General features: G+C 58.0%; 11 protein-coding genes and 2 pseudogenes. 6 read left to right on the forward strand and 7 right to left on the reverse strand.

Annotated elements, in window-relative coordinates:
• Positions 1-100: 100 nt before the first annotated feature.
• Entirely contained in the window at positions 101-544 is a 444-nt protein-coding gene (locus EJ576_RS10095; RefSeq protein WP_122727017.1) for an Lrp/AsnC family transcriptional regulator, read from the reverse strand.
• A 109-nt stretch (positions 545-653) separates the two neighbouring features.
• Here EJ576_RS10095 and EJ576_RS10100 point away from each other — a divergent pair, with 109 nt between their 5' ends.
• Positions 654-1,556: a DMT family transporter gene (locus EJ576_RS10100; protein ID WP_122727019.1), complete on the forward strand. Its 903-nt coding sequence runs from the start codon at positions 654-656 to the stop codon at positions 1,554-1,556.
• Here EJ576_RS10100 and EJ576_RS10105 read toward each other — a convergent pair.
• The 3 genes from EJ576_RS10105 to fabF all read right to left on the reverse strand — a co-directional run bounded on the left by EJ576_RS10105 (position 1,534) and on the right by fabF (position 5,298).
• Entirely contained in the window at positions 1,534-3,513 is a 1,980-nt protein-coding gene (locus tag EJ576_RS10105; protein WP_028616141.1) for a U32 family peptidase, read from the reverse strand. The two genes, EJ576_RS10100 and EJ576_RS10105, sit on opposite strands and share 23 nt — an antisense overlap.
• A 70-nt stretch (positions 3,514-3,583) precedes the next feature.
• Positions 3,584-3,964 carry a RidA family protein gene (locus EJ576_RS10110; protein ID WP_028616142.1) on the reverse strand — a complete coding sequence of 127 codons (381 nt, stop codon included), beginning with the start codon at positions 3,962-3,964 and terminating at the stop codon, positions 3,584-3,586.
• Between the two features lie 65 nt (positions 3,965-4,029).
• Positions 4,030-5,298, reverse strand: a complete 1,269-nt coding sequence (gene fabF / locus EJ576_RS10115) for a beta-ketoacyl-ACP synthase II (protein ID WP_126570266.1) — start codon at positions 5,296-5,298, stop codon at positions 4,030-4,032.
• A 107-nt stretch (positions 5,299-5,405) separates the two neighbouring features.
• Between fabF and EJ576_RS10120 the strand changes: the two genes are divergently transcribed.
• The 3 genes and pseudogenes from EJ576_RS10120 to EJ576_RS30195 form a co-directional block, all read left to right on the forward strand.
• Positions 5,406-5,894, forward strand: a complete 489-nt coding sequence (locus EJ576_RS10120) for a helix-turn-helix domain-containing protein (RefSeq protein WP_028616144.1) — start codon at positions 5,406-5,408, stop codon at positions 5,892-5,894.
• 213 nt (positions 5,895-6,107) lie between these two features.
• Positions 6,108-6,785: pseudogene (locus EJ576_RS30190) on the forward strand (PAS domain-containing protein); the annotation flags it as partial.
• A 111-nt stretch (positions 6,786-6,896) separates the two neighbouring features.
• Positions 6,897-7,373 (forward strand): annotated as a pseudogene (locus EJ576_RS30195) (methyl-accepting chemotaxis protein); the annotation flags it as partial.
• Positions 7,374-7,504: 131 nt separating this feature from the next.
• On the opposite strand, the gene EJ576_RS10135 reads toward EJ576_RS30195, so the two are convergent.
• Entirely contained in the window at positions 7,505-8,827 is a 1,323-nt protein-coding gene (locus EJ576_RS10135; RefSeq protein WP_126570268.1) for an OprD family porin, read from the reverse strand.
• Between the two features lie 491 nt (positions 8,828-9,318).
• Here EJ576_RS10135 and EJ576_RS10140 point away from each other — a divergent pair, with 491 nt between their 5' ends.
• The gene (locus EJ576_RS10140; protein ID WP_178083534.1) at positions 9,319-10,491 is read left to right on the forward strand and encodes a hypothetical protein; all 1,173 of its coding nucleotides are present in this window, start codon (positions 9,319-9,321) and stop codon (positions 10,489-10,491) included.
• On the opposite strand, the gene EJ576_RS10145 is transcribed toward EJ576_RS10140, so the two are convergent.
• Positions 10,394-13,483, reverse strand: coding sequence for a DEAD/DEAH box helicase (locus tag EJ576_RS10145; RefSeq protein ID WP_158628946.1), 3,090 nt, complete (start codon positions 13,481-13,483; stop codon positions 10,394-10,396). The two genes, EJ576_RS10140 and EJ576_RS10145, sit on opposite strands and share 98 nt — an antisense overlap.
• Before the next feature lie 154 nt (positions 13,484-13,637).
• Positions 13,638-14,507 carry an oxaloacetate decarboxylase gene (locus EJ576_RS10150; protein WP_028616149.1) on the reverse strand — a complete coding sequence of 290 codons (870 nt, stop codon included), beginning with the start codon at positions 14,505-14,507 and terminating at the stop codon, positions 13,638-13,640.
• A gap of 190 nt (positions 14,508-14,697) precedes the next feature.
• Here EJ576_RS10150 and EJ576_RS10155 point away from each other — a divergent pair, with 190 nt between their 5' ends.
• The gene (locus EJ576_RS10155; protein ID WP_123477484.1) at positions 14,698-15,309 is read left to right on the forward strand and encodes a dTMP kinase; all 612 of its coding nucleotides are present in this window, start codon (positions 14,698-14,700) and stop codon (positions 15,307-15,309) included.
• The last annotated feature ends 78 nt before the right edge of the window (positions 15,310-15,387 follow it).

Below are 15,387 nucleotides of genomic sequence, written 5' to 3' on the forward strand. Positions count from 1 at the left end.
TTGCCAGCGATAGCGTTGAGTCAGCAACAAAAGTATCAACTGACAGATAGCAATCGCTGGCAAGCCAGCTCCTACAATGGATTGCGCTGATGACTCACAATCACCCATCCCCTAACGGCGGCAAACGCCGTTTCACCGGGGTTTTCTTGACGATCGCGGTGTTGGTCTCGGCGTAGGCATTCAGCTTATCGAGCAGGCTGTCCAGATGATCCATGGTGCGCACATGCAGCCGTGCGATGAAGCAGTCATCGCCGGTCACCTTGTCGCACTCGGTGAACTCGGGAATCGCCTGGATCTGCCGTTCCACCTCCTGCAATTTGCCGGGCAACGGACGGATGCGCACGATGGCTTGCAGCAGGTAGCCGAAATGCTTGGGGTCGATGTCGACGGTGTAATGGGTCAGCACGCCGCGCTCTTCGAGACGACGCAAACGTTCGCCGACACTGGGCGAAGACAACCCGGTAATGCCGGCCAGGGCCTTGAGGGATAGGCGCGAGTCATCCATCAAGGCGGCGATGAGTTGCTGGTCGATCGTGTCAATCATAGTGTTCACCTAATAAGTAAAGGCAATACAGCGGTTTGGCCTTTTTTAGGCGCTGGAGCCGCTGCTGAGCAGATTGCCATAATTGAGCCTCACTTGAGGAGCTTCAATCATGGATACATCCATCCGTCGCGGGTCTTGGGAAATGATCGCCGCCATGCTGATCTCGGGCACCATTGGCTGGTTTGTACTGGTCTCTGGCGTGTCGGTGATCGAAGTGGTGTTCTGGCGCTGCGTGATCGGCGGGCTGACGCTGTTGCTGGTCTGCGCACTGCTGGGTTACCTGCGCCTTGAGCTGCTGACCTGGGCCAAGCTCGGCCTGGCGATGCTCAGTGGCGTGGCGATTGTTGGCAATTGGTTGCTGCTGTTCGAATCCTATTCCCGCGCGTCGATTGCCATCAGCACGGCGGTGTACAACGTGCAGCCGTTCATGCTGGTGATGCTCGCGGCGCTGTTCCTGGGGGAAAGGATTACCGTGCAGAAACTGGCGTGGCTGAGTGTGGCGTTCCTGGGGATGCTGGCGATTGTCACCGCACATGGCGATCACAAAACCGGCGACGATTACCTGGCCGGTATCGCCTTGGCGCTGGGCGCGGCGTTCCTGTATGCGATTGCGGCGCTGATCATCAAGCGTTTGAAAGAAGTACCGCCGCATTTAATGGCGTTGATCCAGGTGACCACCGGCGCGCTGTTACTCGCGCCGATGGTGCCTTGGAATAGTCTGCCGGCCACCCCCAATGCCTGGGCGGCATTGGTGACGCTGGGTGTGGTGCATACCGGTTTGATGTACGTGTTGCTGTACGGCGCGATCCAGAAACTGCCCACGGCCATTACCGGCGCGCTGTCGTTCATCTACCCGATTGCGGCGATCTTCGTCGATTGGATCGCCTTCGGGCACCGCCTGGGTTGGCTGCAATGGCTGGGTGTGGCGGCGATCCTGCTGGCGGCCGCGGGGTTACAGCGGGGCTGGTGGTGGCCCCGCTCCCAGAGGGTCAGTGCGTACCCTGGAAAATGATGTTTTCCGGGTTGAAGTGCTCCACTGCGCTGCCTGGCTGCGGCAAGCCAAGGATGTGGCCCTTGATCTTGCCCACCACGTGCATTTCGCACGGCTTGCAGTCGAACTTCAGGGTCAGCACTTCATCGCCATGGATCAACTGCATCGGCGCGACCTTGGTCTTCACGCCCGTGACACCTTTGGCCTGTTTAGGGCACAGGTTGAACGAGAAACGCAGGCAGTGCTTGGTGATCATCACCGGCACTTCGCCGGTTTCTTCGTGGGCTTCGAAGGCGGCGTCGATCAGCTTCACCCCATGACGGTGGTAGAAGTCGCGGGCTTTCTGGTTGTAGACGTTGGCGAGGAACGACAAATGCGCATCCGGGTAGACCGGCGGCGGGGTGGTTTCGGCTTTGCGTCCACCGCGTGGATGAGCGGCCACACGGGCAGCGGTCAGCGCTTCGATCACTTCGCGGCGCAAGGCCTTGAGCTGCGAGTTGGGGATGAAAAACGCCTGCGGCGCATCCAGTTGGATGTCGGTCGCATGGTATTCGGTGGTGCCCAGTTGGCCGAGCAGGTCGCGCAGGGTATCCAGCGCCTGTTCCGGCTTGTTGGCTACGCCGAACGGGCCGGGCAGGGTGACGCTGGCACTGATGCCTTCTTCGCTGGTGGCGGTGACTTCCAGCTGTGCTTCGCGCAGACGAGCAGCCCAGGTCAGGCCAATACGGCGTTCGGATGAAGTCTTGAGCAGCGCCTGTTGCCAGTTGTGGTCGAGGTTACGGTTCAACGGGTGGTTCGGGCGCAGTTGGTGCAGGCCGGCCGGCATTTCGTTCGGCTCGACGCGGTAGCGGTAGCGCTTCTCGCCATCTTCCTCGAACTCGCCTTTAGGCTCGGCGATGTTGGCACGGAAACCCACCACTTCGCGCTTGATCAGCACGTTAAGACCGTCGCCATTGGACAGCGGCTCATGGGTGACCACTTGCAGGTCACGCTTGCCGGCTTTTTCCACCACACCCACCGGCAGGCCGGTGAAGGTCGGGGTGTCGAAGGCGCCGATGTCGACCTTGCGGTCGGTGACGAAGTAGTCAGTGCTGCCGCGGTGGAAGGTTTTTTCCGGGTCCGGCAGGAAGAAGTGCGCGGTACGGCCGCTGGACGCGCGCGCCAGGTCCGGTCGGTCTTCAAGCACATCATCCAGGCGCTGGCGGTAATAGGCGGTGATGTTTTTCACGTAGCCCATGTCCTTGTAGCGGCCCTCGATCTTGAACGAACGCACGCCGGCTTCGACCAGTGCGCGAATGTTGGCGCTCTGGTTGTTGTCTTTCATCGACAGCAGGTGCTTTTCAAAGGCCACGACGCGGCCCTGGTCATCTTTCAAGGTGTACGGCAAACGGCAGGCCTGGGAGCAATCACCCCGGTTGGCGCTGCGGCCGTTCTGTGCGTGAGAGATGTTGCACTGCCCGGAGAACGCCACGCACAGGGCGCCGTGGATGAAGAACTCGATGGCGGCATCGGTTTCGTCAGCAATGGCACGGATTTCCTGCAGGTTCAGCTCACGGGCCAATACCAGCTGCGAGAAACCGGCCTGGTCGAGGAACTTGGCGCGGCCCAGGGTGCGAATATCGGTCTGGGTGCTGGCGTGCAGCTCGATGGGCGGAATATCCAGCTCCATCACGCCCAGGTCTTGCACGATCAATGCGTCGACGCCGGCATCGTAGAGCTGATGGATCAGCTTGCGCGCGGGTTCCAGTTCGTTGTCATGCAGGATGGTGTTGATGGTGGTGAAGACGCGCGCGTGATAACGGCGGGCGAATTCCACCAATGACGCGATATCGCTCACGTCATTACAGGCGTTATGGCGCGCGCCGAAGCTCGGGCCGCCAATGTACACGGCGTCGGCGCCATGCAGGATCGCCTCGCGCGCGATGGCGACATCGCGGGCAGGGCTGAGCAATTCCAGGTGATGCTTGGGCAAGGACATAGTTTTTTTAGTCAGGCTTGTCACGGTTGAGGCGCGCATTGTAGCTGTGAAATGCCTGACCGGCACCCACTCAGGCTTGAGCAGCCATCGCGGTGACTTCCACGCGCATGCCGTCTACCGCCAACGCGGCGACGCCAACCGCCGCACGCACGGGCCAGGGCTTGGCAAAGAAGCGTTTGTAGACCTCGTTGAAGGCGGCACGATCAGCCATATCCGTCAGGTAAATGGTCAGGTGCATCACCCGGTCCATGGAGCTACCGGCCTTTTCCAGGGCGACTTTCAAGGCTTGCAGGGTGCATTCGCTTTGCAGGGTGATATCGCCCAGTTCCAGGCTGCCATCGGCGCGGGTCGGGATCTGGGTGGACACCAGGATGCCGTTGAAGCCAATCACATCCGAAGAAATCGAGTCGGCATCGGGATCCGGGGTGTAGTGCAGGTCGTGGTTAGCCATGGGCGCCTCTCGTTGGCAGGTTCAGAAAGGCGCCCATGGTCCCCGAAAAATACCGCAGGGGCAAACTACGCCCAGCGGCGGAACAGCACGCTGGCATTCACGCCGCCAAAGCCGAAGCCGTTGGACAGCGCGTATTCAATGGGCATCGGCCGGGCTGCACCGCGCAGCAGGTCCAGGCCATCCGCAAGCGCGTCGGGGGTTTCCAGGTTGAGGGTGACCGGGGCGACCTGATCGCGCAGGGCGAGTACGGTGAAGATGGCTTCGATACCGCCCGCAGCGCCCAACAGGTGACCGGTAGCGGATTTGGTCGAGCTGATCGCCGGGCTGCCGTTAGCGCCAAATACCGTCCTGATCGCCGCCAGTTCGCCCTTATCGCCCACCGGGGTGGAAGTAGCGTGAGCGTTCAAGTACTGCACCTGGGCCGCCTCGATTCCTGCCTGGCGCAAGGCTTGCTGCATGGCGCGTCGCGCACCATCGCCATCTTCCGGGCCGGCCGTCATGTGATAGGCGTCGGCACTGGTGCCGTAGCCCACCAACTCCGCAATCGGCTGCGCGCCACGGGCTAGGGCGTGTTCGAGTGCTTCGATGACCAGGATGCCAGCGCCTTCGCCCATGACAAAACCGTCGCGCGCTTGGTCGAATGGCCGCGAAGCCCGCTCAGGGCTGTCATTGAAGTCGCTGGACAGGGCTCGCGCTGCCGCAAAACCGGCCAGACTGACCCGATGAATCGCCGCTTCCGCGCCGCCGCACACCGCTACATCGACTTCACCGGCACGAATCATCCGCGCCGCATCACCGATAGCCTGCACACCCGCGGCACAAGCCGTCACCGGCGCGCCCAACGGGCCTTTCAAGCCGTAATTGATCGACACATGCCCGGCGGCCATGTTGCTCAAGAAGGACGGGATGGTAAATGGGGACAATCGGCGCGGGCCTTTGCTGTCAGTGGTGCGCACTGCATCGGCAATCGCTGGGAAACCGCCGACGCCAGACGCAATGATGGTCGCCGTGCGTTCCTGTTGTTCCACTGTGTTCGGCGCCCAGCCGGCCTGCTTCAAGGCTTCATCCGCCGCCGCCAGTGCGAACAGGATAAAGCGGTCCATCTTGCGTTGTTCCTTGGCTGCGAGCAGGCGATCCGGGTCAAATCCGGCTTCAGGGTCCTGCACGCTGCTTTGTACCTGGCCACCGATACTGACGGCCAAGTCACCGATCAACTCTTCCGGCAGGCGGCGAATGCCCGATTGCCCGGCCAACAGGCGGCGCCAGGTAGATTCCACGTCAGCGCCCAACGGCGTCAGCGCGCCCATGCCTGTCACAACAATGCGTTTACTCATGATCAATCGACTCCGGTTGCGGTGAGGGAACAGACCCTATGGACGTCACTATCATCATGAAAGTAACATGGCGTCACACACATTTGCACTGACCCACAGGAATCCCCATGCAACGCAAGTCCCTCATCAGCGACGAATGCCCGATCGCCCGCAGCCTTGAGCGGGTAGGGGAGTGGTGGAGCATTCTGATCATGCGCGACGCCTTGCACGGCCTGCGCCGCTTCGACGAGTTCTCGCGCAGCCTGGGCATCGCGCCGAATATGTTGACGCGCCGCCTCAACGCGTTGGTGGAGGCGGGCATGCTCGAACGCCAGGCCTACAGCGAGCGTCCGCCGCGCTACGAATATGTGCCGACGGAGAAGGGCGAGGATTTCCGCATGGTGCTGATGTCGCTGGTGGCCTGGGGCAATCGGCATTACGCCGAGGAGGGTACCAGTGTCGAGTTGGTGGAGCGTGGGACGGGCAGGCCGGTACAACCAATGCTCGCAAGTGCCGAGGGGCAGGTCGTGCCGATGGATCAGTGCGTTTTGCAGGCTGGCCCTGCTGCGAGCAGCGGCATGCGAGAGCGGTTGTCACTGCCCGACGCAAAGCCTTGAGTAACGGGACCTAGAGCAATAATCTGGCGCCAAAAAATAAACATTTATGCCGCATAAAGTCGCGTATTTCCCAGCCGATAGCCAATCAAGAGAACGGTTTTTCCGCACGGCTGAGGGTACGTCATGTTCAATAAAGCACTCAAAACAGAACTGGCGGCCAGGACGGCCGAATCCACTGAGTACAAAGGACTGATTGTCGCGCTGGAACGCTCCATGGCCGTGGTCGAATTCGATCTCAATGGCAAGGTATTGCGCGCCAACGATAATTTTCTCAAGACCCTGGGCTACAGCGCGGATCAATTGGCCGGCAAATCCCACCGTGACTTTTGCTTACCGGCGCTGACCAGTAGTTCGGCCTATAGCCAATTCTGGAGTGATTTGAAAGCCGGCAAGTTCGTTTCAGGCACCTTCAAACGGGTTCATGCCAACGGCAAGACCATCTGGCTGGAAGCGAGTTACAACCCGGTCCTGGATGAACGCGGACAAGTGCTGAAAGTGGTCAAGTACGCCTTGGACGTCACCGACAAAGTGGAGGTGGAAGCGGCCACCTCCAGCAAACTGGCCGCTCTGGACCGGGCCATGGCCGTGATCGAGTTCGATCTTGGCGGCCACGTATTGGACGCGAATACAAACTTCTTGAACGTGATGGGGTATTCGCTGGCGGAACTCAAAGGCAAACACCACCGCTTGTTTTGCGAGCCGACCCTGATCAACAGCCACGAATACACCGATTTCTGGTGTCGCCTGAACAATGGCGAATTCTTTACCGGGCAATTCAAGCGCCTGGGCAAACATGGTCGGGTGGTGTGGTTGGAAGCCAGTTACAACCCTGTCTACGACGGCGACGGCAAGCTGATCAAGATCGTCAAGTTCGCCAGCGACATCACCGAGCGCGTGGAAAAATTCGAAGAAGACTCCCGTGGTGCGTCGCGGGCCTACCATATTTCCTCCGAGACCGAGCGTTTTGCCGAACATGGCACCCAGGTGATCCAGGAGACTGCCAGCGAAATGCGCCGCATCGCCGACAACATCGGCGCCTCTGCACGGCTGGTGGGGCAACTGGGCGATCGTTCCGAGCAGATCACTGCCATCGTCAACACCATTCGGGGGATTGCCGACCAGACCAACTTGTTGGCCCTCAACGCGGCGATTGAGGCAGCGCGGGCGGGGGATCAAGGGCGAGGCTTTGCGGTGGTAGCCGATGAAGTCCGGCAACTGGCCGGGCGGACCAGCCGCTCGACGGCGGAAATTGCCGAGATGATCGGCATGATCCTCTCGGAAACCCGTGACGCAGTGACCAGCATGAACGCCACCCAGGAGGGCGCGCAACGCGGCGTCAGCTTGGCTGATCAGGCTGGTTCGGTGATCCTGCAGATTCGCACCAGCACCAGTGACGCGGTGGAGGCGGTGAGCATGTTCGCGTCGAAGCTGGATGAGTCGGAAGTCATTCCCAAGACCGCAGTGGGTTGGGTCGGCTGACGTAGCGAGGGGGCTTTCTGTGGCGAGGGAGCTTGCTCCCGCTGGGGCGCGAAGCGGCCCCGTTCTTAGATCAAAAGAACGGGACTGCGTCACAGTCCGACGGGAGCAAGCTCCCTCGCCACAGGAGATGGCTAGAGCAAGGTGAACGGATAGTCGACGATCAGCCGCAACTCATTCAGATCACCATCGCGTTGGTCGGCGTTCGATGCCACGATCGCATCGCGTACACGCAACGACAGGTTTTTCGCCGGCCCGCTCTGGATCACGTACTTGGCCTCCAGATCCGTTTCGTGGTGCGCGCCGTCGGCACCGTAGTCGCCCACATACGCGCTGTGATCCGGTGTGTGGGTGCCATTGATGTCCGAGCCATTGATATAGCGCCCCATGAAACTCAGCCCTGGTACGCCATAACTGGCCATGTTCAGGTCATACCGAACGCCCCAGGACTGTTCCCCCGGCCCGTTGAAATCACCCCATTGCACCGAGTTGGCCAGGTACACCGAATCGCCGCCTTCACCCGCGCCATTGTTGCCGGTGCCGATGTAGTCAAACGGCGTGTCGCCATGCACTTTTTGGAACGACAGCGTCAACGTGTGTGCCTGCAGGAACGAGTACGCCGCCGCCAACGAGTAGGTAGTGTTGTTGATCGCGCCGGCCTTGGCGCTGCCAGTGTCGAGGGTGCGGTAGAGGTTGCCGTCCAGCGCGAGTGACTGGTCATGGGCCAGCGGGATCACGTAGTTGAGGTTGGTGTAGTACTGGCGCCAGATGTCTTCCAGTTCGCCGGCATACACGGTTGCACTCAGGGACGGGCTGAAGGTGTATTTGCCACCAACGAAACTGGCACTGTTGGCCGCGATATTGGCGTAGGTCGCATAGATATCGTGGTCATGGTTGCTGGTCATGCCGCTGTTGGTGCTGGTGAAGTGCCCGGCTTCCAGGTCAAGGCCGGCGATTTCACTGCTGGTCAGGTCGAAACCGGTGGCGGTTTGCGGCAACAGGCGGGTGCCGCCGGTGGCGAAGACCGGGGCGGTGGGTTGCATGTCACCGAATTTCAGTTGGGTCTTGGAGATCTTGATCTTCACCGCTGCGCCCACGGAGCCGTAGGCATCTTCGGGGTCGCCATGCCGGTCGGTCGGCAGGTTGCCGGTGCCGGCGTCTGCGTGGGTGGCGTCCAGTTTCAGCCCGCCGTAGGCGTAGGCATCCAAGCCGAAACCAAGGGTGCCCTGGGTGAAACCCGAGGCGTAGTTGAGCATCGCGCCCTGGGTCCAGTCGATGTTATCGGCCCGGCCCCCCTCGCGATTACGGTTCATGTAGTAGTTGCGCAACAACCCGGTGACGCTGCTGCCCTCGATAAATCCCTTGGCATCTGCCTGATCGGTGACCGATTCGGCAAACGCCAGCTGACTGAGACCGGCACACACCGCCAGTGCTAACAGACTCGACTGTTTAATCATGTTGTGACTTCCCCGGAAGTTTGAACGCGCGCACAGAAACACCGCACTTAGTGGAGGGCGCATAAAGTTGAATGGGCAGATGTTTGCAGGTGAGCTGTTACGGTTTTTTATTGTGTTCGGCGTGGTTGCCGGGGTTGATTCTAAGCACAGTCTGCGTGGCCTGCAGCGGGCTAGCGGATGAAACTCGATTAATTAAACTTCACTATTTTTAATCGACTGCGGGTGTAGCGTGGACGCTGTCTTAGCCGCTCTGCTTCGACAAAATCCTTTGGTTGCCGCCGCAGACTCTGCGGCGGATTTTCACAACATTTCACATGCGTGCTTTCGCCCCACAGGTACGGGGGCATCGGCAGATTGCATGGCGCTCCACGCCTGGCGGCCAGCTCGCCTGTCATCTTTCAGCAATCATCATGGCCTTTGCTCTCCTTACCGCCACGCTGTCATCGCCCACAACGATGATGGCCCAGGCCCCGCCATCAAGGAGCGCTCGCATGTCAGCACCCGTCAGCAATGCCCCCAGCATCAAGGCAGTCAACCCTAACAATTCCAATACCGAGTGGGGCAATGCGGTCGATCGGGCCAAGGCCAAGGATGCGGGCATCGAGTGGCAACGTCCGAAGGATGACCATCGCACGGCCGAGGACATCATCCATGACAGCCCGCTGCTGAATAATCTCGGCAACCAGAGCGGCGTAAAGGACAAGCTACGCGAACGTGTAGGCGATTTTGAACATGATGCTGACGCGGCCTATCGCGCCAAACAGGTGCTGGAGCATGTCGAGCGCTTCGACGAAACCGGCTCGCGCCTGGCCGGCAACGATATAGACAATGGCCGCGTCGACAGCTTCACCAAAGGTGGCGACGCCAAGCACGGTACCGAGGCCGGACGCCTGCAAGACTTCGGCAAGTACGGCTGGGAGAACCTCAAGACCGACCAGCACGCCGCGCTGGCCAGCTTCTACGCCACGGCGACCAGCCTGCAGTCGATCCTTGGCATTGATGATGCCAAGGCAATGCAAAGCGCGGTTGCCAAGTCCTCGCATAATGAAGACTTCAAGACGTTCTACAAGGACCAGTTGGCCAGCGGCGAACGCATGCGTGAATTGCTCAAGAACAATACGCCGGAGCAGGCCGCCTCGGAGTTCAGCCTGGAAGTGGCGCTCTACAACTCTGCGCTCGATCCGCAATTCACCGCCCAGTACGACCAACAGCTCAACGACAACTTCTCCAGCATTGCCCAGGAGAACCTATTCAAGGGAGCCGGATTCGACAACATCAAGACTGCCTTCGGCAAGGAGGGCGGTGCGGAGTTGGACGAAGATAAAGTGCGCAAGCTGGTTGACCAGATGCGTCAGGCATCCCACGGCTGGTCAAGGAAGGGCAGGCGCAGGTCAAGTCGGACAAGTTCGGCGAAGTGCTGGGTGACTCAATCGAGCGATATGGCATCGATGGGGTCAAGGATGGGACGATTGCGGATATTCCAACCAAGGATTGGCCAGGTGGGGAGGAGTGGACGTCGTGAGGTAGGCTTGTCCAGCCGCGGGTGGACAGGACAAGTTCACCCGGTCAGGTCGTGGATTTGGGCGGGACCGGTAGGTTCAGGATGCTCAACTGAGCCCCTAGCGAACGGACTGTGCCGTTTAATCCATTTAACAAGTGCATGAGTTGCCCGGTTTCCGCTGTGCGTGAACCGGTTTGGGTAATTGCATTCTGGAGTGTTTTAAGATCGCAACAGCCAGCAGTTGCAAGCACAACATGCAACTGGGCGTCGGGCGCGCCGAAAATCTGCTCTTTGACACGTGACCAAATCGCGTTGCCTTCGGGGGTTTGCAGACTGTTTTTTTGAATGCGTGAGATTTGGGTTTTGTTCCATTTCTGCGCAGTATTCCAGCCTGCGGTACCCTCCGGATCATCACTTGCAGGTGAGAAATACAGCAGGTTTTTCATAGCCTGAGAGACAATATCGTGGAAGTCCGATGCTGAGATCTTGGACCCTTTTCCTTGCTTGGCGTGGACGAACGCCAACTGTTTATTCGTGTAGTTGATCGCCACAAAGTCCGCGCATTCCGTACCCAGATCCGTGCATACGAGCACCTCGGGATCGAACGGTATTGCAAGGTGGTCTTCGGCAATGAATTTAAACAGTGTGCCCGGCAAAAATGCCGTCATCGTGCTTCTGTTTATCTCACTTAATTCAGCTTTGGTACCTTTCTCAGAGTACACGTCGCCGACCGTGACGTTTTTGATAAGGTTCACGATGTTACGTTCTGCATGACCATAATTGACTGTATAAAAGTGGCGGCCTTGGTAGATGCTGTTACCGTCCTGCATGCCGATCAAAATGTGCTCTTGCTTGCGATTCAAATACTCTGCCAGTGAGAATTTTTTACTTGGAAAATTATTATCCTCTACACGCACCCGGTTGCGCGTCGCTGACTTGAACCAGAAGCGTGTCTTGGCCTGCTGAAACTCAAATCTCATGACCTCCGTGATGGTTGTGGTCACCTCATTTTCCACATAGACAAACGACAATTCAAACTCGAAAGTGGGCGCAGCGGTCGATGGTCCCCGGTGCTTTATTTGAACGATTTCAGCTGACAGTGAGCGCGCTTCAAGCGCCTTTCCGTCTCGCCGTGTAAAGCGTATGTATCCGTGGTGCATATCCAGCGAGATGGCTTTAGGCGCGACGTGCGCGGGAGGATCGACGGGCTGTATATAGCGCGACAACACCTCATGGTTTTGCCTGGCCGGGGCAGATGGCATGCCGAGGAGTTGGCTTATGGTTTTCGCCCAGGCGACAAATTCAGCAACTTGATGGGATTTACGCTGAGTTTCGGTTAGTTCCTGGCGTACACGCCCCCGTTGAAAGCCAACATACTTTCTATCACCCGCCAATGCGCCGCGCGCCGATCGACAGATTTGGATACTGTCGGTCAACGAGGCCGATATGCGGCTCAGATCAGTGCCGCGAATCGCCGCTGCCCGGATCACTGAGTCAAATGGAATGGTGTTTTGCAGCGACACATTGGTCATCTTGGCTCCTGCGCCAAATACTCTGGACAAGTGCTCTATGGAGACGGGTAGGGTATGACGCTCTATCAGGTCCTCCGGATAGGTGCCCGACGTGTCCGAGATCAGCAGATGACCATCAAAGTACGTCACACAATGGGCGTGAAGGCGAACCTCATACAGCGAATTCGCTCCCAGGAGCCTCGAATTGGCGACAGAGGCGTAGACCCACACCGCATGATGAGCCGACTGTTGACATGGGCCGAATGCGTCTGGGCCAAGAATAATGGCATCTTCCAGATTCAACGTGTCGGTGCAATGCTCGATGTAGTCATCAAACAGGAACCCGGTGGAGACCACCCTAACCAGAACGCTGGGCGCGATACTCACTTGTTCGTCGCTACCCAAGATACTCTCGTCAAAACGCTTTCTAAATCGGCCATCGAAGTATTCGAACTCGGGCTGCAACGCCAGCAGGCTGGAAACATAATCACGGAAGTAATTTGCGCTGCGAGGCTCGAAGGCTAGCTCATAGTCGCGGTAAGCTCGCCAGCGGTCCGCAAAATCGGCGCCCTCTACGCACACGACACGAGCAGCGCTGCCGGGGCGATCCGCCCCGGTCTTTCTGATGATTCGCCCGATCTGTTGTATCAACTTACGGTCGTTGGATATTTTCGAAAACAAGGCCACACAACAAAAGCGACTGTCATCGAAACCTTCGGTCAGTTTATTTTGATGGACCCAGACCTCGGCCTCCACAGTGACGCTTGGCACATTTTTGTAAAATGGGGGCGTCTGGGAAAACCGGTCGTGAATACCGATAGCGGTTATGTTGTGTTTGTTCAGTATCGTTATCGTTTTTTCGATCTCTGAATGGCTGTCACAACAAATAATTGCGCGTGGTTCATCAGTGGCCAGCGCTCCCACGGATTGCTTTGCCGCCAGCCAGTACTGTGCAAATGCTTGGGCTTTGTGGTCAATATCATTGCTGGCGTTCACGCCCTTGAGGGTTTCAAAGGTTATTGGGCGTATGATTTCGTGCGTCTCTGCACACGCATGTCTATAGTTATAGACGGACGCTTGGGGATCTTTGATACGAAACAATTTCAAGTCGTTTCGATAGGGTGTCGCACTCAATAATACTGTCGGCGCTTCGATCTGCTTGATGGATTGCCCCCACTCCACGGCGGGTTCGTAATGGCCCTCGTCCACGACGATCAAGCTGATCTGCCTTTTAAGGGCTTTGTATTGTTCCGGGTGGTTACGCCGTATGTCGGTTAAGCAAGTGAAACTCGAGATCAGTATTCTGGCGTTGCCTAAGGCTTTCTCGACGTTGCTCGGCAGTAATTCGGAAATTGCTAATTTGGGCGCATCAACATCAATTCGCGACCAGAACCTGAGCGTAATGTCGTCGATCAATTGATGCTTCAAATGCACCCAGGGGGTTAGCACCAGCGTCTGACCAGGGTTCGCCAGTGCGGCGAGACTCGCAATGACACCGGTTTTTCCTGTGCCTGTAGGCATCCTGACGATGCACGTGCCTTGGTGATTGTTCAGATGGTTAACAGCAAAATCGACAGCTTCCCGCTGATGCGGCCATAGCTTGATCTTTACCGTTTCTGGAATTGAGTTGAATACAACGGTCAAAAAAACAGCCTCCATGCTCAGGAAAGCCAGGGTTAGAGGCCTCCAAGTGTCCTTGATAACAGTAGTGGCACATTATCATCAACGGGCGAAAGCTGCGACTTTGTATTAATGGTCATGAAGGAGGAGGGAGCGCAACACTCCCTCCGCACTGAAATTACTCTTTGACGTCCATGAACTCTTCAGCCCACGCCACGTAGTTTTCCGGAAGGGTATAGGTGTGCGTCAACTCAGTGGCACTGAGGTTGTCGGTGCTGTGGGTCAACTGGCGCTGGGCACGCAGGCTGTCATAGGTCGCCTTGATCGCGGCAAAGTAAGCGCCGTGACCGGCAACCACCACGCGCACGCCAAGACTCGCCAGGCGCTTGGCATCATTGAGCTTGGGATTGCCGTAAGTCACCAGCATCAGTGGCACGGTCAGGTTCTCCGCGATCTTCTCCAGATGCTCGAAATCCGCCACACCCACCATGCAAATCCCATCGGCGCCGGCTTTCTGATACGCCAGTGTGCGCTCGATAACCGCTTCGGTCGGCAACACACCGGCATTGGTCCGGGCAATGATCGACAGCTCAGGATCAACACGGGCTTCCAGCGCGGCGCGGACTTTGCCGATGCCTTCTTCAATAGAGATCAGGTCGGTGGACTTGCGGCCAAACTGCGCGGGCAGCAATGTGTCTTCAATGGTCAACGCGGCCACGCCGGCACGCTCAAGCTCTTCGACGGTGCGCATCACGTTCAGCGCGTTGCCGTAGCCGTGGTCGGCGTCGGCAATGAACGGCAGCTGGGCGACACGCCCGATACGGGTGGCTTGCTCGACGAACTCACTCAGGGTGATCAGCGCAAAATCGGGCGCGGCCAACACCTGCAACGACGCAACGGAGCCACCGAGGATGCCGACTTCAAAACCCAGGTCCGCGGCAATGCGCGCCGACATCGGGTCAAAGACGGAGGCGGTTTCAACGCAGGTTGGGGTGGCAAGCAATTCACGGAATTTGCGGCGCAGGGCTGAGTGAGAAATCTTTGGCATGGGCTTTCCTGGTTCTGGTCATCGTCTTGTGACGATCAATGTCTATTCGTGGTGGGGCGAGATTAACATGCGGGCGGATGGGAGATGATGACGTTTCAGCATTAGGGAGGGGGCTAATGCAGGGATGAGCTGATTGAATTCCAGAAATGCAGTTAGAGTGGTCATCATCGTCTCAACCGCCGTGTGAAAAATGAACTCTGCGCTTTTTGTTTCTCTGGATGGGCCTAAAGGCACCGGCAAGACCACTCTGCTGGAGGCCGTTACGGCAGAGTTGAGGGCAAATAATAAGAAAGTAATCCGACTTTGCGAGAGAAAAAGCGATCCCTTCAGAAGGGAAACCATGGCGCTTGTTAATGAGCTCGCCAGGCATTCCACGCGGGATATGGAATGGGCTGTGTGCGAACGGTTTGCTGACAGTCGTAGCTGGATTTCCCGGAACGTGCTGGCTCAGCAGCCGCTGGGCAGCATTATCTTGATTGATCGCTGGTATCCGTCGGATGCTGCGTTTCGACACAGCATCCCATTTGCAGAGATTCTCCATTTGAATCTGGAGCGAAACGTGCGAGTGCCGGATCTGCATGTCGGAGTCGTTACCGCGCCGGATATTTCATGGGCAAGGGCAACGGCACGATCACGCGGACTGGGCGGCACTGTGATCCATAAGCACTCAGAGCATGTCGCGTGTACCGAGAGGTTCGAGAGAGCGGTTGCGGATCACGGGTGGGTGCTGTGCCGTAATGAAGGAACGATCGAAGACGCAGTGAAGCAGGTGGTTGCTGAGATCCAGAAAATAGTGCGGTGATGCGTATAGCCCAATACGCAATTGAACAAGTGGGCGATGTTATTTGTTCATGACCGATCCTTACATCAATCACTAGCG

The sequence above is a fragment of the Pseudomonas sp. C 49-2 genome, from assembly GCF_003970195.1.
Lineage (GTDB): Bacteria > Pseudomonadota > Gammaproteobacteria > Pseudomonadales > Pseudomonadaceae > Aquipseudomonas > Aquipseudomonas canadensis.

Bases quoted from the DNA above. Each gene is read 5' to 3' on its own strand.
- EJ576_RS10150 (WP_028616149.1), bottom strand. From the start codon at position 14,507: ATGCCAAAGATTTCTCACTCAGCCCTGCGCCGCAAATTCCGTGAATTG.
- EJ576_RS10155 (WP_123477484.1), top strand. From the start codon at position 14,698: ATGAACTCTGCGCTTTTTGTTTCTCTGGATGGGCCTAAAGGCACCGGC.
- EJ576_RS10110 (WP_028616142.1), bottom strand. From the start codon at position 3,964: ATGGCTAACCACGACCTGCACTACACCCCGGATCCCGATGCCGACTCG.
- EJ576_RS10095 (WP_122727017.1), bottom strand. From the start codon at position 544: ATGATTGACACGATCGACCAGCAACTCATCGCCGCCTTGATGGATGAC.
- EJ576_RS10105 (WP_028616141.1), bottom strand. From the start codon at position 3,513: ATGTCCTTGCCCAAGCATCACCTGGAATTGCTCAGCCCTGCCCGCGAT.
- EJ576_RS10100 (WP_122727019.1), top strand. From the start codon at position 654: ATGGATACATCCATCCGTCGCGGGTCTTGGGAAATGATCGCCGCCATG.
- EJ576_RS10135 (WP_126570268.1), bottom strand. From the start codon at position 8,827: ATGATTAAACAGTCGAGTCTGTTAGCACTGGCGGTGTGTGCCGGTCTC.
- EJ576_RS10140 (WP_178083534.1), top strand. From the start codon at position 9,319: ATGTCAGCACCCGTCAGCAATGCCCCCAGCATCAAGGCAGTCAACCCT.
- EJ576_RS10120 (WP_028616144.1), top strand. From the start codon at position 5,406: ATGCAACGCAAGTCCCTCATCAGCGACGAATGCCCGATCGCCCGCAGC.
- fabF (WP_126570266.1), bottom strand. From the start codon at position 5,298: ATGAGTAAACGCATTGTTGTGACAGGCATGGGCGCGCTGACGCCGTTG.